14 protein-coding genes and 7 pseudogenes are annotated in these 18032 nt (G+C 69.0%); 10 read left to right on the top strand and 11 right to left on the bottom strand.

Features of this window, described 5'->3' with window-relative positions:
• Positions 1-360 precede the first annotated feature (360 nt).
• The 3 genes from BSL84_RS00435 to BSL84_RS00430 all read left to right on the top strand — a co-directional run bounded on the left by BSL84_RS00435 (position 361) and on the right by BSL84_RS00430 (position 2217).
• Positions 361-927 (top strand): GNAT family N-acetyltransferase, encoded by a 567-nt coding sequence (locus tag BSL84_RS00435; RefSeq protein ID WP_159393489.1) that lies wholly within the window; start codon positions 361-363, stop codon positions 925-927.
• Positions 928-1504: 577 nt separating this feature from the next.
• Positions 1505-1663 (top strand): matrixin family metalloprotease, encoded by a 159-nt coding sequence (locus BSL84_RS35175; RefSeq protein WP_107484691.1) that lies wholly within the window; start codon positions 1505-1507, stop codon positions 1661-1663.
• Positions 1660-2217 carry a hypothetical protein gene (locus tag BSL84_RS00430; RefSeq protein WP_075969519.1) on the top strand — a complete coding sequence of 186 codons (558 nt, stop codon included), beginning with the start codon at positions 1660-1662 and terminating at the stop codon, positions 2215-2217. The genes BSL84_RS35175 and BSL84_RS00430 overlap by 4 nt, the downstream gene beginning before the upstream one ends.
• A gap of 1259 nt (positions 2218-3476) precedes the next feature.
• On the opposite strand, the gene BSL84_RS00420 is transcribed toward BSL84_RS00430, so the two are convergent.
• On the bottom strand, positions 3477-3941 hold the full coding sequence (locus BSL84_RS00420) for a hypothetical protein (RefSeq protein ID WP_075969518.1): 465 nt from the start codon (positions 3939-3941) through the stop codon (positions 3477-3479).
• Between the two features lie 212 nt (positions 3942-4153).
• Here BSL84_RS00420 and BSL84_RS00415 point away from each other — a divergent pair, with 212 nt between their 5' ends.
• Positions 4154-4510, top strand: coding sequence for a hypothetical protein (locus tag BSL84_RS00415; protein WP_075969517.1), 357 nt, complete (start codon positions 4154-4156; stop codon positions 4508-4510).
• A gap of 305 nt (positions 4511-4815) precedes the next feature.
• On the opposite strand, the gene BSL84_RS00410 is transcribed toward BSL84_RS00415, so the two are convergent.
• The 3 genes from BSL84_RS00410 to BSL84_RS00395 form a co-directional block, all read right to left on the bottom strand.
• Positions 4816-5331 (bottom strand): hypothetical protein, encoded by a 516-nt coding sequence (locus BSL84_RS00410; protein ID WP_075969516.1) that lies wholly within the window; start codon positions 5329-5331, stop codon positions 4816-4818.
• A 471-nt stretch (positions 5332-5802) separates the two neighbouring features.
• Positions 5803-6861: a PQQ-binding-like beta-propeller repeat protein gene (locus BSL84_RS00405; protein ID WP_075969515.1), complete on the bottom strand. Its 1059-nt coding sequence runs from the start codon at positions 6859-6861 to the stop codon at positions 5803-5805.
• 786 nt (positions 6862-7647) lie between these two features.
• Positions 7648-8226: an AAA family ATPase gene (locus BSL84_RS00395; RefSeq protein WP_075969514.1), complete on the bottom strand. Its 579-nt coding sequence runs from the start codon at positions 8224-8226 to the stop codon at positions 7648-7650.
• A gap of 235 nt (positions 8227-8461) precedes the next feature.
• On the opposite strand from BSL84_RS00395, the gene BSL84_RS00390 reads away from it, so the two are divergent.
• Positions 8462-8932 (top strand): hypothetical protein, encoded by a 471-nt coding sequence (locus BSL84_RS00390; RefSeq protein WP_075969513.1) that lies wholly within the window; start codon positions 8462-8464, stop codon positions 8930-8932.
• Here BSL84_RS00390 and BSL84_RS35170 read toward each other — a convergent pair.
• From BSL84_RS35170 to BSL84_RS00360, 4 pseudogenes are all read right to left on the bottom strand, one after another.
• Positions 8927-9763 (bottom strand): annotated as a pseudogene (locus tag BSL84_RS35170) (IS5 family transposase). The gene BSL84_RS00390 and the pseudogene BSL84_RS35170 sit on opposite strands and share 6 nt — an antisense overlap.
• Positions 9764-9938: 175 nt before the next feature.
• Positions 9939-10427 (bottom strand): annotated as a pseudogene (locus tag BSL84_RS00375) (transposase); the annotation flags it as partial.
• A 10-nt stretch (positions 10428-10437) separates the two neighbouring features.
• Positions 10438-11245, bottom strand: a pseudogene (locus BSL84_RS35165) (IS5 family transposase).
• Positions 11246-11290: 45 nt separating this feature from the next.
• Positions 11291-12007, bottom strand: a pseudogene (locus BSL84_RS00360) (IS701 family transposase); the annotation flags it as partial.
• A gap of 97 nt (positions 12008-12104) precedes the next feature.
• Between BSL84_RS00360 and BSL84_RS00355 the strand changes: the two are divergent.
• Both BSL84_RS00355 and BSL84_RS34530 read left to right on the top strand, forming a co-directional pair.
• Positions 12105-12689, top strand: coding sequence for a ferredoxin (locus BSL84_RS00355; RefSeq protein ID WP_199838689.1), 585 nt, complete (start codon positions 12105-12107; stop codon positions 12687-12689).
• A 165-nt stretch (positions 12690-12854) separates the two neighbouring features.
• On the top strand, positions 12855-13166 hold the full coding sequence (locus tag BSL84_RS34530; RefSeq protein ID WP_079273060.1) for a hypothetical protein: 312 nt from the start codon (positions 12855-12857) through the stop codon (positions 13164-13166).
• Here the strand turns inward: BSL84_RS34530 and BSL84_RS00345 are convergent.
• The 3 pseudogenes from BSL84_RS00345 to BSL84_RS36805 all read right to left on the bottom strand — a co-directional run.
• Positions 13088-14105: pseudogene (locus BSL84_RS00345) on the bottom strand (IS5 family transposase). The gene BSL84_RS34530 and the pseudogene BSL84_RS00345 sit on opposite strands and share 79 nt — an antisense overlap.
• 59 nt (positions 14106-14164) lie before the next feature.
• Positions 14165-14591, bottom strand: a pseudogene (locus BSL84_RS00340) (RacP protein).
• A gap of 4 nt (positions 14592-14595) precedes the next feature.
• A pseudogene (locus BSL84_RS36805) lies at positions 14596-14694 on the bottom strand (DUF6192 family protein); the annotation flags it as partial.
• A 224-nt stretch (positions 14695-14918) separates the two neighbouring features.
• Between BSL84_RS36805 and BSL84_RS00335 the strand changes: the two are divergent.
• The 3 genes from BSL84_RS00335 (at position 14919) to BSL84_RS00325 (ending at position 17991) form a co-directional block, all read left to right on the top strand.
• Positions 14919-15224, top strand: a complete 306-nt coding sequence (locus BSL84_RS00335) for a transposase (protein ID WP_199838688.1) — start codon at positions 14919-14921, stop codon at positions 15222-15224.
• Positions 15221-15847, top strand: coding sequence for an IS3 family transposase (locus BSL84_RS35160; protein ID WP_107484688.1), 627 nt, complete (start codon positions 15221-15223; stop codon positions 15845-15847). Before BSL84_RS00335 ends, BSL84_RS35160 begins: the two co-directional genes overlap by 4 nt.
• Before the next feature lie 314 nt (positions 15848-16161).
• Positions 16162-17991, top strand: coding sequence for an ATP-dependent nuclease (locus BSL84_RS00325; protein ID WP_030035897.1), 1830 nt, complete (start codon positions 16162-16164; stop codon positions 17989-17991).
• The last annotated feature ends 41 nt before the right edge of the window (positions 17992-18032 follow it).

Here is an 18032-nt window from a genome sequence, read left to right as displayed (position 1 = left end):
CACCCCCGGGTCGGCGAGATCCGGGCGCTGCTCGCGCTCATAGCCCCACCTGACACGACGGGGTCCTCCAGATCCTGATGCACGCCTGCTGGGCCCGCGGGCGCCGGTGGTGGAGCCCTCGGCGCGCATGGCATGGGTTCGGCTGTGTGACGTCGATGCCGGTTCTGTTCACGGAATCGGGCCGTGCGGTGCGGAGCGCCTCGCGTACGGTGCAGGCATGCTCCCGCTGACACCTCTCCCGACGGCCGCCACCGACATGCCCGGCACCGGTTTCCGCTCCCCTGCGGGGGCGTGATGGGCCCGGCCTCGCGCCGCAAGGCCGAACGCCGCCTACCTCCGCCTGCCGTCACGGTGCGTCCCATGGCCGACGGTGATCTCGCAGCCGCGACGGAGCTGTCCGAGGGCACGCTGGAGCCGTTCTCCCCGGAGAAGTGGGCCGACCATCTCCAGAGCCCTACCCCCGAGACCCGCTTCGCGCGGGGCCTGGTCGCGGAATCCGACGGCGAGGTCATCGGCGTGGCCGTCGGCACTGGCCTGAGCCTGAACCTCGAAGGCCTGAGCGTGCCCGTGCAGACCATCATGCGCCGCATGGTCCTCCTGGACTTCCTGGCGGTACGCGCGGACCGCCGCGGGGAAGGTTTGGGGCGCCGGCTCGCCGAGGCCTTCCTCGACCGGTACCGGGCAGAGGGCCACCGGGCAGCGCTGGCCAACATCGCGCCCGCCCGCGACGACCTCGTCTCCCTCTACCGGCACTGGGGCTGGCACGTCGGCGCGCCCGCCGCGGGTCTGGGCATCCAGATCGGCAGCGATGCCGTCCTGATCAACGAGAAGCCCGTGCGTACGGCCTGGCTCCCGCTGGTGCCCGAGGTCCGCCCGTCTCTCACCGTCGTCCCCGGCGCCCTGGTGGTCACCGGCATCTTCGACTGACCGCACGCCGCGCCCCGTCGCACCGCGCCGCGTTGCACCGGGCGGCCGCACCACCTGCGCTCTGGCGGCGCCGGTACCCACGCGGGCTCCCTCGCAGGCATGTTCGGGTGGCTGGTGGCGGTGCTGAAACGATCGTCCTCGGCGGGGGCTGTCCTACCGTTGAAGGGATGCGCAACTTCTTGGCCGGTCCGGCGGTTTTCGCCGCGGTGCAGCTCCTCAGTCCGGTGCCGGCGCATGCTGCGGTGGCGGCGCCGTGCATCGCGAAGTCGGGGGAGTGACGCGAGCGAGACACGCGCGGACAGCTCGGTCGATGACGGTGAGATCCGGTGGACGGCGAGCAGCAAGTACAAGGCCGAGTACGCCCATGCCAACCGGGCCTGGTCCTACCCGGGCGCGAAAATCAGGATCGCGCCGGATTCGGCGACGACCGTCAACGACCTGAACTACGAGGACTTCTCCGACCCGCGCAGCTCTGCGGCGGGGGTGTGGTCGCGCCGTTCCGGGCCGGCGGCGACGGACCTGATCCGCTTCAACAGGGCGCGCATGGACACCTACGCCCCCCCCGGCGACCCGCCGGATGGTGGCGGCGCACGAGCTCGGGCACGCGCTCGGTCTGTGTCACAAGTCGGGCAGCGGCAAGAATGCCGTTTCGTCGGTGATGTGGCCGGATGTCGCCCAGTATCCCGACGCCCCCACCGACGTCGACAAGGCCAACGTCAAGAAGCTGTGGGGATGATCATGGGCGTGAAGATGTGGGTCGGCGGCTGCCTCGTCGCGGCTGTCGCCGCAGCGGGCGCGGCCTGGTTCACCACCGCCCCGGAGACCGGGACCACGCATGCGGTGTGCGGACCCGACCTCGGCCGGGACGACGTCGTCGCCGCACGGTCCCGGGCGGTGGCCGTCGTGGAGGCGGTCGAGAACACCCGCTACCGGGAGGACGGCGGCAGCGCCTACCTGACGACCCGGGTGAAGACCCTGGAAGCCTTCAAGGGAGAGTTCGGCGACGTCCTTGAGGTCACGCAAGGGGTGAAGAACGGCGGCAGCCCGGGCCGGTACGCGACGGAGGATCCGGACCGCTACGCGGTCCTGGAGCCCGGCCGCCGATACGTGATCGCGGTCCAGTCCGGATCGACCACGGGCGCCGCGGGCACCGAGGCGTGGGCCTGGTACGCCGAGCCGGCCGAGCGGGGCCTTGTGGGGGAGCGGGAGCACTGGCAGGAGGCGATCGCCACTCCGCCCGAGACGGCCGCCTCCAGCGCGTGTGAGGACATCGACGCCCCCGCAGGCTGACCGGGCCGGCGCCCGTCGCGTCCGTGCACGAGGGCGGCCGACCGGCGACGCTCCGCAGACGGGTACGGGGACCTCGGCCATCGGCGGGGCCATCGCCCCGGCCGGCCGGGGGAGAGCACTCTGTCCGGGTGGCGCTCACCCCTCGCCCCAGCGTGGCAACACCCGGCCGCACACGGATACGGGGTGCAATGGCGACTGCTGTGGAGCCGCCCCTTCGGACGGACTGCTCCCGGCCCCCGTGGCGCTGTCGACCGCGGGCAGGCCCGGCTGCCGTCACACGTCGCCGGTACCGCCCGGTCGGCAGCATCCACGCCAGCCCCGCCCGTGGCCTCTGCCCGCTCCGTACGACACCAGCCACGCCCGGCCTCGGCGGCACCGCGCATCGACGCCTGCCCGCAAGACTCTCCGTGACTGTCCCGCCCGTCCCGCAGGCGTGTACGGAACTGGACAGGGCCCTTTCGGCGGCGGTTCGTTGAACACGTCGACGGGAGGGGAGTCTTGTGATGGACAGCCGTGCGACCGCCATGACGACCGCGACGGGGCCGGAGTGGCAGCTGGCCGCCGCGGCGGGTGGGGCTCTGTGCGAAGTGGGCGCCCTCGCGGCCGCGCTGCAGGAGGGCAGGTGGCAGGACGCCCGCCACACGGTCGACGGCTTGCGTGAGGCGCTCTCCCGACTCGACACCCTCCTGCCCCAGGTCCGTCCGACAGCCGAGAGGACCCGCAGGCTCTTCCCGCGCCAGAGCGTCTTGATGCCCTGCTCGAGGCGGTCGGACCCGTTAGCCCTGGTGCGCACGCTCCTCGGGCGCGGCAGTGTCGATGCCTTCCCTGCCCGCCAGCACCGGCGTAGCGGGTTTCGAGCCCACCGCTCGCAGCCGTCTGGCGCAAGGTGGTGGCCCGCATCCGACGGACGACGCCGCCTGCACGGTCCCGAGCCCCGCCTGGCCTTGTGGGGCCGGGTTCCGGGCTCTTATAGGGTCGCGCACATGACCGATGCCATCCCCACGAATCCGCAGGAAGAAGCCGCGCAAGGCCGCATAGCACTCTGGCTCGCAGCAGAGGACCTCGGGTGGCTCGCACGCCACTGCTGTTGTCCAGAAGACGCGTCACCCGATGAGAAGGACCGGTGCAGCCGCCTCCGATTCCGAGCGAGCACCGCCCTGTACAAGCGCAGCCAGTCCCACTGACGCAGCTTGACTCACGGCATCACGGCTCCCTCGACTGACGACATCCCAAACGGTCAAGGCGGGACTAAACGCCCTTTAAGGCGTCGTGGTGAAGGCCCGCAGGGCAGCGCCGCCCCGTAGAACACCCGGCCGGACCGCGGCGTGGACGGCCTCGATCACCAGCCGTTGGTCACTCTGCCGCATCATCGTCAGCGGAACCTTGAGCTCCGGTTCGCCGGCCTGACGGCAGCGGATCACATACCCGAGGCGCCCCGCCTCCTCCACCTCGACGCTGTCGAGGTCGGCCAGCGCTAGCCGGTGTGGCGTGAGGCCCCGGGACACGGCGATGTATCCGTCCGCTATTGAGACGGCGAGGAGCCAGCGCAGGGCGAAGGCGCAGACAGCGAACGCGGCCCCGAGGGCAAGGTAGACCGGCCTCGGCAGCACCTGGCCGTTGCTGGTGAGACCTTGGTTGAGCGCCACGAGAACTGCGGGGGCAGCAAGCACCAGGAGGCGGCGTGGGTCAGGGCGGACGAACACGGACTTGCTGTGCGCAGGCATGGAAGGACTCTTCCCTCGAGACGGCGGTGGTGGTGGGGGCGAGACCCCCTCGGGGCCGACCGGGTCCAACCCTTCGTCACGCACGGAGCCTGGTCAAGTTCTCGCTGGCCGCGCTGTGCTGGCAGGAGGCGCAGTGAGCGCGTCGGCGCTGCGGCACGACCGTGAGCGGCGCCTCCAGGGGCGTTGTCGGTGGCGGCGGGGACCATGAGGAGATGAGCGCGGGTATCGCGCCCGACGGCCCGCACACGGACATCGACGGGCTGTGCGAGCAGATCCGGGGTTCCCTCGCAGGGTGGGCACCCCGCCTGCTCGGTGTCCATGTACCCCGGTCCGTGTGCGGTCCGGCCGAGGTGGCGCGGCTGGTCGGCGCAGTGGCCAACGCCGCCGAGCTCACCGGCCTTCCCCGCGACGGCGCGACCGCACGGGCGGAGCTGCACACGTCCGCCGCCAGGGCATCGGCTGCCGGCGAGCGGGCGGGGGCGGACGTCCGCGCCGAACTGACCGCAGTCCGCGCCGGGTGCCGCCGGGCGGCCGTCGCCCTCGGCCTTCCCGTACCCGTCACCTTGTGACTCAGGCGGTCTGGCCGGCACCGGATCTGCCCACTGAACGAGCGTGGTTCATTCTTGACCTACGGTTTGGCGACGTGGTGGACGTGCCCGATCGGCGAGGCGCTGCGCCTGCTGCTGGCGACGCTGCCACAGGCTCCGCATGCGGGAGCAGCGGCATGGCGTATTCCAGGACATCGTCCCGCGCACCGGATCCTATGCGGCTGCCTTGGACCTCCGGCCTTGATTGCCGGACTCCGGCCAACGGAAACGGGGGAGACATCGCGCGGGCAGGGGGCCCAACGGAAGCGGTTGGGCAAGGCCCGCTGCTACATCGCGCGCAGGCGTGAGCCGGGTCGGCCGTGCTCGTTCGCGAACCACTGCGCGATGTCTTCGACGGGGTCGCTCGCGGGCCGGTCGGCGAAGGTCTTGTCGTAGGCCGTCCGGCCGGCGGCGTCGACATATTTCGGAGGCTCGGGAGGCAGCCGGTCGGCTCGAAGCCAGCGCCCGACTACCGGTTCGATGGTGATTGACACCTGAAGCGGGAGGCTGAGGCCGCCGGTCTGCTCGACCGTGAGGGCCAGCGCGTGGGTCGCGCGGTTGCGTACCCACCGGGCCCCGCGCATCGCGTCCCCTATCGCCCTCCTGCGGACGGTCCTGTAGCCGCCGTCGGAGGTGAGCTGCTCATCGAGAACGCACGCCCAGTAGATGGTCTCAGCGGCGGGGATCGCGACCGCGTCCGTGCTGGCGCCATGGGCGGACAGGCACTCGCCCAGCCGGGCTCGGGCTTGATGGAAGCCGTCGAAGGCGAGCCTCAGGAGGCCCGTTGAAGAGGGCATCGTCATCACGCCACGGTAGCGAGAACCAAGACATGAGGAGCGGCAATTCGTTTTCAGGCCCTGAGTCGCCTCTCTGCGCTCGCGGGTGGAGTTGTTGCTGGCAGCGCCACCGGAGGCTGCGGCTCTGGGGCGAGAGGGCAGCCGCCCTCTCACGCTCTCCCGCAACACCGCGCCGCGGTCGTGAAGGGCGCCCTGGGTGGTCGTCAGGCCGCGGTTGAAACGCGTCGGTGGCGGAGCTTCAGACCGGGGTGGTCGTCGCTTCTTTGTGGCCGGGTGTGGGGGGTGGTTGGGGGGTGTGGGGTGGTGGCCGGGGTTGGGGGTGGTGTGGGTGGTGTCGGGTCGGGGCCGTGCCCGGGGTCGGGGGCGTGCCTGGGGTTGTGGTGTGTGGTTGTCGGTGTTGGTGTGGGGTTGCCGGTGTTGCGGGGTGGCCGCCCCGGGGCGGGTGCGGGGGTTGCGGTGTGGGACGACACGAGAGTGTCAGTGTTCAGCGACACGTGCGATGTCAGCGACGTTGGGCCCTGGCGTCTCGGACAGTGCTGCGGGTGTGGTCGGCCGCCCGGCTTTTGGAGCGAGGGTGAAGGAGCCGAAGGTGCCCTTCGCCGCGAAGAACAGGCCGCCGTCGCCGGCGGCGGCCAGCGCGTCCAGGCGCCGACCCGGCAGGGAACACCCCTCCACGGTCTTGCCGTCGGGCCCCAACTGCCGCATGCCGCCGTTGGCGTCCCCCACCAGGAGGCCGTCGGCGTACGGCAGCGGGTCGACCACCACCCGCCGATCCGCCTCGACCGACCACCGCGACGTCCCGTCGGCGGGATCCACCGCGAGGAACCCCCTGCCTGACCGCAGCATCCAGACCGACCCGTGGACGTACCCGACCGCCCCGAACGGATCATAGGATCCGAGCCGGGCGGGCTCGTCCGCACCGATCCCGAAGGTCAGCAGTGACGAGGCCTCGCAGACCGCCACCACCCGCTCCGTATCCAGCGGGACGAACGCCTTCGCGTCGGGTCCCGCGAGCGGGTCCGGCAACCGCCACCGCGCCAGGTCGCTCCCGTCGGCCGGATCGAGGAGAACCGCCTCATACCCGCTGCCGGTCAGCACCCCGCCAGCCCACGCGAGGGTCCGTACGGACGTCACCGGCGACGATGTCGTCCACCGGACGCTTCCGTCGGCGAGGTCCAGGCCACTCATCGGGGTGTAGCCGCGCCAACCGCCTATCACCACGGTGTCCGAGTGGACCGCGAGATTCCCAGTCCACCTCGGCGTCGGGGCACTCCACAGCGACGCACCCGTCCGCAGATCGATGCAGGACAGCAGGTTCGGTGCTTGTGGCAACACCAACACGCAGTCCCCCGCTAGGACGATCCCGCGCGGCCAGGTACCGAGCGGGACGTCCCAGCGCACCGCGCCGTCGGCGCGCTCCAGGCAGACCAGCCGGGTGTGCCGCTCGTGCAGGACGACACAGTCCGGCCCCACGACGAAAACGGAAGCGCCGCCCCGCTGGTGCAGTTCGCGCTCCCAGAGCACTGTGGCGATCATCGGGCCATCCCACCACAGGCGGCCCGCCCCCGACGACGGTGCTGTCGTGCGCAGAGTGGATGTCAGTGACGCGCAGGGTTGTGTCAGTGGGACGGTCCTCAGCTATTGGAAGGGGTGTGTATGCCGGGTGCTTGACCCCTCGGTCCGTCAGGTTGGATGGCACCGTGGCGAGACGACCCAAGACGAAGACGAAGCGACCTTCCTTCGGCATACCGAGGGAGATCATCCTGCTGACTGGGCACGATGTGTGGCCCTACACGTTCATCGCTGATAACGCGGGTGGCGGATGTGGCAAGGTCCCGATGCCCGCCAGCGCGGCCCTTGAGGACGTACAGACGGCGATCTTCACGCAACTTGCGGACCACACCCGCATACTCCACGGCGTTGAGATCGACGTCGAATGGTCCTCCCTGACGCCGGATTCGTGGGTGGGCCACATCCGGTGTGTCACCACGGAGGAGCCTGCTCCGCCTGGCGCGGCACCTGAAGTCGGCTGACCACGCGGTCACGCCCTGGCCGCTTACCGCACGGGACGCGAACCCGGACAGCGCCATCGGTAGTGCCCGCACTGTTGGGGCTCCCTGGGGACTTCCCACCGTGCTTCCCGCAGCCGGGACCTGGTCGCCCTGATTTCCCAACTCGTCGCGGCGCGGCGCGGGAACATACCCAAGCCCTGTGTGCGGTCGACGATCGAGGAGAGGTCAGGCACATGGGTCGCACGGATTTCCAGCTTCAGGTGCATCGGGGCCGTCGGCGTAGCCCGTACGGACTCGTCCTGCCGAGGGTCTATCGCCGAGGGTTGGGTGACGGTGGTGGTGTTCGCAGGAATGCCTGGATCTCGGCGGTTTCGGGCATGTAGCCGTCCGATGTGTCCACGACCAAGGTGGGGACGTCGAGGCTGATGGCTTTGAACTGCTCGGGGTCGTAGACGCCGGCTTCCATGTCGGCGAGCAGGGCCTGATCGCCGTGGGCCGCCCGGTGGCTGTCGGTGCGGGCGCGCTCGGTGATGCGTTCGGTGATGGTAGAGGTGGGCGTGACGCATCGGATGATGCGCAGGTCGGCGAGGTCCAGGAGGGGCTCCAGGCCTGGTCGCCAGAGCCGGTCCTGGAAGGCCGCCTCCGCGACGAGGGTGACCCCGGCCTGAAGGAGGACGGTGATGGCCTTGAAGAAGACGTCCAGGGTGGGGATGTTGAGGGGGTCGTCGCCGGCGGGCTGGTGATTTGGGGTGCTCATGACCATGCCCTGTTTGATCTCGTCGCGGATGATCGCCGGGCAGCCGAGCTGCTGGGCGAGGGCGCGGGCGAGCGTGGTCTTCCCTGTGGCGGGAGGGCCGCTGACTACGACGAGGGTCGGGCGGTTTTGCATGGGCGGCACTCCGATGCAGGCAATCATGACTGGTCAGGGCGGAGATCAGGGGCCGCCTGGCGGCTTGTGGAGCTGGAAGGCGATGAGCCCGGGCTGGTGGGCCAGTTTCTCGTACGCGGCTGGGTGGTGGAGGACCATCGAGTGAGCGGGTCGGTGTTCGACTAGGAGCTGTCCGGCCGATCATTGGTGTGTGCAGTCGGGGGAGGTTGTCTGCGCGGTCCCATAGCCTGCGCCCATGACCACCGAGGAGTACCTCTCGACGATTGACTCGCTGGCCGTGCAGCCGTTCCCGGAGGTGACCTATGTCGACGCCTCCGGGGGCGGTGGACCTGAGCATCACGTGCGCGAACTGCAGGTCAGTCGGGATTTCTGGGATGACGACGACGGGCGGGCCTGGGTTGAGGCAGAAGCTGAACTGCAGGCCCGCCTCGACGACCTGGCGGCACGCCTGACGGATCGGTGGGGCAGTGCGTTCGTCGCGGACCTCGGACCGTATCTCAGCGCCAGCTACGAGGGAGAGCCGGTGCCCGAGCCGCTCGACTACCTCAGCCAACAGGCCGTGAGCATGCAGGTGTGGCCGCTCCCCGACAACGGTCGTTGGCTTGCGCTGGCGCTCGGCCAGGCCGACAAGGAGCTGCCACTCATCCTGTTTGCCGCGGTCGGCCGGGCTTCCGCACTCGGCTTGAACACGAGTGGCCGGTCATGAGCGGAGCCACACGATGACAGCGGCAGCTGAGACAGTGCCGAGGAACACGTAGCCTCGCTGGTCATACCGCGTAGCGACCGCACGGAAGTTCTTGAGCCCCTTCACGGCCCGTTCGACGGTGTTGCGCTTCTTGTACCGTTCCTCGTCGAATTTCGGTGGCCGTCCGCCTCGTGATCCCTTGCGCGCTGTCCGGCTTCTTGCGGGGTCGGCCCGCCTCGGGCCGGGGGACCCGGATCTTCTCCAGCACTGGCGCGAACTGGGTACAGTCGGCCCGCTGCCCCGGTGTGACGATCAGGGACAGCGGGCGGCAGCGACCGTCCGCGCTCAGGTGGATCTTGCTTGTGAAGCCGCCGCGCGAACGCCCCAGGCCCTCGCCTCCCGCACCACCTCCGCCAGCCGGTCGACGAGGCTCTGCCACGGAGTTTCGTCCTGGTGTTCCCCCGTCTCGTCCCCCTTTGAGTCGGCGAGGGCCGGCGGGGGGTCGGTGCGGGCGCCGGCCGCGTGCTGGTGCGCGCGCACGATGGTGGAGTCCACCGAGATGTCCCAGTCGATCTCGCCCACCGCATCGGCCGCGGCCTGGAGCTGCTGCAGAAGACGTTCCCAGGTGCCGTCGGCCGACCAGAGCCGGTGGCGCTCGTAGACCGTTTTCCACGGCCCGAACCGCTCCGGCAGATCGCGCCAGTGCACCCCGGTCCGCACCCGGTGCAGGATCCCGTCGATCACTTGCCGGTGATCACGCCACCGCCCGCACCGACCGTTGCTCACGGGCAGGAACGGCCGCAGCCGTTCCCACTCCGCGTCCGACAGATCACCGCGTTCACCCCGCCCCATGCACGGGAGAACGATCCGACCAGGTGACAGTCACATGATCGGCCGGACAGCTCCTAGTAGTGCTTTGTTAGGTGGTGTCGTAGGGCTGCCATGGCACGGTTTGCTGGCAGGTGGGGCAGGTGCCGGTCCAGGTGGCGATGAGGTGTTGGAGGAGGTCCAGGGCCTGGGTAGAGGGTCAGGCCCTGGCAGGGACTTTTGGGTTCCTCCGCTGTTCGGTCAGGAACAGGTGGGCGGCGGTGACGAGGGTGACGTGCCGGTGCCGGCCGGTGAACGAGCGGCCCTCGAAATGGTCCAGCCCCAGAGCGGTCTTCAGCTCGCGGTAGTCGTGCTCGATCCGCCAGCGGGCTTTCGCGAGCCGGACGAGGTCCTTGGCGGGAATGTTCGCGGGCAGGTTCGAGATCCAGTACTTCACCGGCTCGGCCTCGCTCTCGGGCCACTGCGCGACCAGCCAGACCAGCGGGATCGTGCCGTTGGCGGCGGGTTTGGGCCGGCGGCCCGCGAGGCGGATCCGCAGGCGGACGAAGTGCGAGCTCATCGCGGCCCCGGAACCCTTGCGCCAGGTCACGGGCCGGCCCCGGTGACGTCCGGCGGCCAGCACGTGGTCGCGTAAGGAGACCGGCCGGGTGCGATACCGGGGTTTGGGACGGGGCCCCAGGCCTGAGTAAGACGTCATCTCATTTGGCCAGTCGGCGGTAGCAGATGAGGGTGCAGGCGAGGCTGGTGAAGGCGAGGAAGTGTTCGGCCTTGCGTTCGTAGCGACGGTGGAGGCGTCGGCAGCCGGCGAGCCAGGACATGGTCCTTTCGACGACCCATCGGTGGCGGCCGAGTCGTTGTGAGGACTCGATGCCTCTGCGGGCGATGCGGTGCGTGATGCCGCGCCCGCGTAACCATCGGCGCAGGTGGGCGTAGTCGTAGCCCTTGTCCGCGTGAAGCTTGCCGGGCTTCGTCGTCGGCGTCCGCGTCGTGAGCGGATGGGCGGTATGCCGCGGACGAGGGGCTCGAGGGCCTGGCTGTCGTGCAGGTTCGCGCCCGAGATTCCGACGGACAGGGGCAGACCGGTCCGCTCGGTGATCAAGTGGATCTTCGAGCCGTACTTGCCCCGATCGACAGGATTCGGACCTGTCAGATCCCCCTTTTCAGGGCCCTCATGTTCACCGAGTCGATCGCGCAGCGGGACCAGTCGAGCTCGCCGCGGGAACCGAGTTCGTCGAGGACCAGGCGGTGGAGCTTGGCCCACACGCGGGCCTTGCTCCATTCGGAGAAGCGTCGGTGGGCTGTCGCCCCCGAGGGGCCGAACGATGCCGTGGGCAGCTGCTGCCAGGTACAACCCGACGTCGCGACGAACACGATCGCGGCCAGTACCTCACGGTCGCCGTGCCGACGCCGTCCACCACCTTGGGGCCGCGACGGCGCCTCCGGCACCACCCGCTGGAACAGCACCCACAACTCGTCCGGCACCAGACGCTCAACGATCCCCACCATGACCGACAGCCTACCCACGAAGCCCAAATGAGATGGCTTCTAAGCGGGCTGATGCGGCTCGGCGTCTTCTGTGTGAGCGGTCATCTCGCCTTCGACCTGCAGGACGTAGGCCAGCCCGCGGTCTTCCAGGCCGTGGCGGAAGTCGGCGTTCGCGCCGTAACCGGCATCCGCGACCAGTGCGGCAGGCCGCAGGCCGATACCGGACAGCTCATCGAGCATCTCCAGCGCGAGCTGCCACTTCGGGCGGTGATGTTCGCTGGCGGGGATCCGGCAGGCCGCCCGGCGATCGGCGGCCTGCGGCCCGTCCCAGGAGGCGGGCAGGAACAGCCGCCAGGACAGCGGGCACGAAGCCGTGTCCGAGGCGGCGTGGACGCTGACGCCGATCTGGCAGTTGCCGACCTTGCCCAGCGTGCCCGAGTACTGCCGGGCCACCCCAGGCGAGGCCTTGCCGTCCTTGGGGAAACCGGTGTCGTCCACCACCCACACCTGCGGACGCACCACCCGCACGGCCCGCCACGCCAGCCCGGCCCGCACGTCCTCGACCGGCCAGGTCGAGGACGTCATGAACTGCTGCAACCGCTGATGATCCACCCCAAGACGCTCGGCCATCGGCTGCATCGACTTGCGCCGGCCATCCAGCAACAGACCGCGCAAATACAGCTGGCCCTTCTCCAGCCAGTCCCGCCGCACCAACGGCGCGAACACCTCGGAAGCGAACTCCTCCAACCCGACCCGAACCGCGCCAAGCTCCCCAGCCCTCATACAACCAGCGAACTACCAGACACCCGACGTGACAAGACCGGCTAACAAAGCACTACTAGAGGCCGTTGCGTACGGGCGATCTGGCATCCTGCGGATCATGACCTATTGGGATCCGATACCGTCTGCCCGCGTCCTGGTGGGCACGCCCCATCCGCTGTGGCAGGACGGCCTTGTGCGGCACGACTGGTCCGGGCCCGCGCCCGATGGCTGGGAAAACAGGGACTGGCGGAACGTCCCGGGTCCCTTCTACACGGCCGGCACCGACAACTGCTTCACCGGCAGGCAGTGCGCGCCGGAGCATGTCGCATACGAGGACGAGTACTGCACCGAGTTCGTCTACCGTCAGCCGGTCGAGGTCGCCGGCGTCCACGAGTTGACCTGCGCCGGGGAGTGCGACCCCTTCGGGGCGTACGGAGGGGACGGCGACCGTCACTGGACCCCAGAGCTGGTCCAGGACTGGTGGAGTGAGCGCCGCAGAGCGCGGGAATGGGCCGTAAGGGTGGGGTGGGGCGAGTGGGCGACCTCCGAGCGCGAGCAGTTCCGGGACGCCGCCGCGGGGGCACGGGCGTACCTCGCCCACCTGGACCACGGCCTTGGGGAGTATCTTCGCGACTACATGTTCTGGCTGTCCGAAGGCCGCCCAGCCACCCCTGGTGAGCGCCTGCCGGAACTCGACGCGTAGGTGCGGAAGCGCAGGTCGCACCGAGCTAGGAAACCCGGCCCGTCTCAAGCGCCGGGCCGGTAGCCGTCACGCCCAGGGCGGCCCTGAAGTGTCGGATCTATCCCACGCTGGACTCCACTGCCGACGTGGTCCGGGTCCATGTAGCGTCAGGGCCAGGGGAATGAGATGAACTTCGACGAGAACGAACCGCAGTCTGTCCGAGAGGAACGCTTCACCGCCGAACGGGCCGAACGCAGAGAGGCGCGCAAGGCTGCGTCGCTCGACTCGCGAGGAGCCCACCTCGGCGCGGTCATCGTGACCGTCGCCCTGGTCCTCCTCAGCTGGTACGGCGAGCTGATCGCTCTGGGCATCGTCAGCGGCGTCTTTGTGCTCTGGTTCGCCGCAGCCCTTGCGTGGGCCTACGTCGACGGTGACCATGGCCGGCACGCACTCCAGCGTGCGTACAACGTCACCTTCGGATGGGGCGACGGGTTCTGAGTACCAAGTACTCGGCACCTGGCTCCCGATCCGGGCATGGCAGAAGTGCTGGAGTGGAGTTGGCGGTCGCGGGTGTGACCGCGGTCAGTCGCGTGTGTGTTCGCGGGAGGGCGGCCGGCTGGCCCGGCGGGACTGCCGGCGGGTGATTCGCCTGGTCATGAGGGTGATCGCGGCCCAGGTGATCAGCGATTCTGAGTGTTAAATGAGGCGTTCATAGTCGCGGGCGTGTCTGCGGGCGTGCATGACCCAGGCGATCGACCTCTCGACCACCCAGCGGCGGGGCAGGACGACGAACCCGACCGCGTTCTTCGGCCGGCTGACGGTCTTCAACGTCAGGTTCAGGTACTTCTTCGCCCAGTCGACGAGCTGTCCGGCGTAGGCGGAATCGGCCCAGACGATCGTGATCTCGGGGTGCATGAGCCTCAGCCTGAACAGGACTTCCTTGGCCGCGTCGCGGTCGGTCATGTCGGCCGGGGTGACCATGACGAACAGCGGCAGGCCCTTGGTATCCACCACAAGGTGCCGCTTCCTGCCGTTGATCTTCTTCGCTGCGTCGTAGCCGCGTGAGTCCTTGCCGACGGTCTCGGCGGCCTTGACGGACTGGGAATCGATGATGGTGGCGACCGCTCCAGGGGAGCGTCCCATGTCCCGGCGGACGCGTTTGCGGAGCTGATCGCGGATCTGCCCGATCACCCCGGCGGCGGCCCAGCGGGCCATGGCGTTGTAGCAGGTTCGCCAGGGCGGATAGTCCTTGGGCAGGGCCCGCCACTTGCAGCCGGTGTCGACGACGTACCGAATTGCGTCCACGATCTCGCGCCGCGGGTGCTTCTCCGGCCGCCCGCCACGAGGGGTCTCGCAGGCCGGGGTCGGTAGGAGCGGTTCGATCAATGCCCACTCGTCGTCATAGGTGTCCGAGGGGTAGCAGCGATGCCGGGCCAACGTCCCCTCCCTCCAACGAGGGTGAGGGCCGGCCGCTTCGCGGCCGGCCCTCACCAGGATCATGCGTCGATGTAGTCGGCGATCACATCGAGGGTGGACTCGACGGAGTTCAGCTGGGTGTTCAGGTGCCGGATCCACCGGCCCTTGGGCTGCAGGACTGTGTGCGGGCGACGACGCCGGTGATGAACCGGCGGATCTCGGTGAGCCTCTCGCGGATGACCGCGACCTCATAGGCCTGGAGCTCGCTGGGGTCGGAGCAGAACTTGTAGCCGCCGCCTTCGTCCAGATCAGGGGCGGCCATTCCCGTTCGGCGATGGTGTCGCGCAGGCAGGCCAGGCCCGCACGAGCTTGATGGGGTGAGAGTTCGCTGGACCTGACCAACTGCTTGAAGGCCAGACCGGCAGGCCGCGCCTCGAAGAGCACGAACCGGAGGGTGTCGGCGTGCCGCTGGGCCGCGGGGGACCGGCGCTGTGACGCGCGCGGCATCCCACTACTCGCCCTGCAGCAGACGGGCCAGTTCGCCGTCGACGTCGACCTTCCCTGTGTCCACGGCAGTCTCGATCCAGTCGAGCGTCGCCCGCACGCGCGCAGTTCTCCCGGGTGGAGACCATGTATCGACAGCTCTCCAGATGGGCCGAGACCGGCCTCATCCACAAACTCGGCCCCGGCCTCTACGCCGCCACAGCATGGACCCCAACTCCCCTTGCGTGACCAGCGAAAGCGCTAAATACCCGGCCTTGGGCCCTGACCCGGATTTTGGACACCGGAGAGACTTGGATCTTGATGGTCCAGGAGAACGGAGTCCCTGTGGGGATGAAGCACTATCCCGCCGAGTTCAAGGCGGACGCGGTCGCGTTGTACCAGTCGCGGCCGGGAGCGACGATCAAGTCCGTCGCCGCTGACCTCGGGGTGAACACCGAGACGCTGCGGAATTGGATCCGGGCCGCTGACGGGCGCCGTTCCGGTGCCCACTCTACGCCCCCGGCCGCTGCGCAGTCCGGTGGTGACGCCGTCCAGGCGGAGTTGGCTGCCGCCCGGAAGAGGATTCGTGAGCTGGAGGAGGAACGCGACATCCTCCGCAAGGCGGCCCGGTATTTCGCAGGGGAGACGCGCTGGTGAACCGCTGCCAGTTCGTTGACGATCACCAGCGCCGGTTCGGTGTGAAGCGGCTCTGCGACCTCCTCAGGATCGCCCGCTCGAGCTTCTACTACTGGCGCCGCACCGCGGCCGCGCGGACGGCCCGGCAGGCCGCCGAGGCCGGGCTCGCGGCCCGGATACGCAAGGTCCACGAGGAATCCGACGGCACCTACGGCGCCCCCAGGATCACGGCCGAGCTCCGCGACGAGGGCGAACGGATCAACCACAAGCGGGTCGCGAGGATCATGCGGACCATCGGGATCGAGGGGGTCCGTCTGCGTCGTCGGCACCGGACCACCGTCGCGGACCCGGCCGCGACGAAAGCGCCGGACCTGGTCGGCCGTGACTTCACCGCGGCCGAGGTGAACACTCTTCGTGGTGGTCTTCTTGGCCGGTGCCTTCTTCGCGGCCTTCTTCTTCGGCGCCGGCATCTCGTGCACGGTCGCCTCAGCCCCGGCCTTGTCGTCGGTCTCGCCGCGCAGCTCGCGGGCGTGGGCGACGGACTTCTCCAGCGCGGCCATCAGGTCCACGACCGGGGCCGTCGCCGCCTCCTCATCGTGGGCCGGGGCAGCCGGTGCTCGGCCTTCGCCGCGATGACCTCTTAGTGCCCGGGCTGGAACCTCCAATCAGTCGGACCCCATAGTCGAATCCGAGCCAATTCACCCCCTGCCCAAAATCGATCAGGCATGCGAAGAAGCGGTCCGCCTATGCCTTGCCTGAGCAAGAGGTGTGAGCGTACCCACGGCGGGGGGCTCGACCCTACTCGCTGGTTCAACTGACGCAAAAGACACCATAGTTGTTCAACGCCATTTAATATGACGGCCTGTGCCAGTGGCACAGGTGCCTCATCAGCATCCGCGCTTGCCGCACGCCACGCCTCTGTCCGCTCTGGACGGGGAGATACGGAGCAGCTCCTCCCGTGTATCTCGACAGCTACTCCGCGCGCGGTTTCCGCTCCCTAGCCCAGGTGACGGACATCCCGGTCAGCGGGCCCACCGTCCTGGCCGGCCGCAACGACGGCGGCAAGAGCGCGGTGCTGACCGCGCTGGCTTTTCTCCTCGGCACCCACCGCCTGACCGACGAAGACCGCACCTATGTGCAGGACGAGGAGGGCTCCAAGGGGCGGCGGTGCGCCGAAACCTGGGTGGAGGGCCAGTTCCGGCTGGACGCCGAGGAACAGGCCCACAGCGGGCTTGGCGAATGTGTGCGTATCCGTCGGCGCTCGCTGCTGGGGGAGGCGACCTGCCTGGAGTATTTCGGCAGCCAGCCCGCCGACCCGCAGTTGCGTGACCTGGGCCGACTGCTCAAACCGGCGCTGACGGCGCTTGTTGCCGAATACGGGCTGTCCCCGGCAGGAAACCTCAAGGAGGATCTGCTGGCAGAGCTGAGGGCACACGCCAGGACGCTGCCCCAGGACGAAGGGTGGCAACCGCTCCCCAAGACACTCGAGGAACGACTCCCGCAGCTTTTGTCGTTCGGTGGGAAGGACGAGAGCCCCGACGACGCCGTGCGCACCGCTTTGAGTAGCAGCTACAAGACGCACCTGGAGGACGAGACTCTTCAGGGCCGCGTCCGGGAGATCGAGGGAGAGATCACCCAGCGGCTGGAGAAGGAAGCCGACTCCCTGTGCCTCCACATCCGCCAGCACTGCGCCGAATACGTCAGCGTAAACGTGAAACCCCTGGTCTCCTTCAAGGGAGGCTTCCAGGGCGCCCCGCTGCACGTCTCAAGAGCGGACGGCGAACCTGTCGACCTGACGCGCGCCGGGCAGGGCAGCACACGCCGTATCGCCCTGGCGGTATGGGAGTGGACCAGCAACCTCCTGGAGAACGCCGAACTGGCCGCCTCGGCAGAACAGGGAAACACCCAACCTACGCAGACCATCGTGGTCTACGACGAGCCCGACACCCACCTTGACTACCGCCACCAGCGCACGGTCATGGACATCATCCGCAAGCAGTGCGCCCTGCCCCACGTCAGCGTCATGGTCGCCACCCACTCGATGAACCTCATCGACGGCGTCGACATCGCCGATGTCGTCCACCTGAGCCTTGGACCTGGCGGGCGCACCGTCGTCGAACGGCTCGATGACGATCAGCACGACGGGATTGATTTCCACCTGGGCCAGATCGCGGCATCGCTGGGTCTGCGCAACTCCGTCCTGCTCCACGAGCGCTGCTTCCTGGCCGTCGAGGGCGACACAGAACAAAAGAGCCTGCCGCTGCTATTCCGCCTGGCCCAGAACATGTCCCTCCAGGCAGCAGGTATCGCCCTGTGGGGTTGCGAGAACAACGAGGGAGCCCTGCACCTGGCCCGCTACCTCGTCAAACATCAACGCACAGTGATGCTGATGGTGGACGCAGACAGCCGCACCAACAAACTCTTCAAAGACGAACGCCTCCGGCGCGCCGGTCTCGACCTCGAAAAGCACGTCTCCTACGTCGGAGAAGCCGACGGCTACAACGAGCTGGAAGAACTCTTCAGCGACGAGCAGTGGGCCACTGCCGCCAACACCCACTGGCCTCGCCCGGCCCCGCAGACCTGGCAAGCCCACGACTTCACGGCTCACCGCGACGGCAAGAAATTCAGCGCCCGTATCCTCGACATGATCCAAAACCAAGCCGGAAACAACAGCCCCAACGGCAAACCCGCCATGGTCTACGGGCTGGCCAGCACCCTCACCACGGCCCAGGACGTGCCCCGGCAGCTACGGGACATCTTCACCCACCTGCAAGAACTCGCTCACTGATCCGGCGCCGACCGCCGTGCACGACGCGCCCGCATACGCTC

It is taken from the genome of Streptomyces sp. TN58 (genome assembly GCF_001941845.1).
In the GTDB taxonomy this organism is placed as follows: domain Bacteria; phylum Actinomycetota; class Actinomycetes; order Streptomycetales; family Streptomycetaceae; genus Streptomyces.
This window is presented reverse-complemented; position numbering and strand designations above follow the sequence as displayed.

Bases quoted from the DNA above. Each gene is read 5' to 3' on its own strand.
- BSL84_RS00415 (WP_075969517.1), top strand. From the start codon at position 4,154: ATGAGCGCGGGTATCGCGCCCGACGGCCCGCACACGGACATCGACGGG.
- BSL84_RS00430 (WP_075969519.1), top strand. From the start codon at position 1,660: ATGATCATGGGCGTGAAGATGTGGGTCGGCGGCTGCCTCGTCGCGGCT.
- BSL84_RS00420 (WP_075969518.1), bottom strand. From the start codon at position 3,941: ATGCCTGCGCACAGCAAGTCCGTGTTCGTCCGCCCTGACCCACGCCGC.
- BSL84_RS00355 (WP_199838689.1), top strand. From the start codon at position 12,105: ATGACCTATTGGGATCCGATACCGTCTGCCCGCGTCCTGGTGGGCACG.
- BSL84_RS34530 (WP_079273060.1), top strand. From the start codon at position 12,855: ATGAACTTCGACGAGAACGAACCGCAGTCTGTCCGAGAGGAACGCTTC.
- BSL84_RS00390 (WP_075969513.1), top strand. From the start codon at position 8,462: ATGACCACCGAGGAGTACCTCTCGACGATTGACTCGCTGGCCGTGCAG.
- BSL84_RS00435 (WP_159393489.1), top strand. From the start codon at position 361: ATGGCCGACGGTGATCTCGCAGCCGCGACGGAGCTGTCCGAGGGCACG.
- BSL84_RS35175 (WP_107484691.1), top strand. From the start codon at position 1,505: ATGGTGGCGGCGCACGAGCTCGGGCACGCGCTCGGTCTGTGTCACAAG.
- BSL84_RS00395 (WP_075969514.1), bottom strand. From the start codon at position 8,226: ATGCAAAACCGCCCGACCCTCGTCGTAGTCAGCGGCCCTCCCGCCACA.
- BSL84_RS00410 (WP_075969516.1), bottom strand. From the start codon at position 5,331: ATGACGATGCCCTCTTCAACGGGCCTCCTGAGGCTCGCCTTCGACGGC.
- BSL84_RS00335 (WP_199838688.1), top strand. From the start codon at position 14,919: ATGAAGCACTATCCCGCCGAGTTCAAGGCGGACGCGGTCGCGTTGTAC.
- BSL84_RS00405 (WP_075969515.1), bottom strand. From the start codon at position 6,861: ATGATCGCCACAGTGCTCTGGGAGCGCGAACTGCACCAGCGGGGCGGC.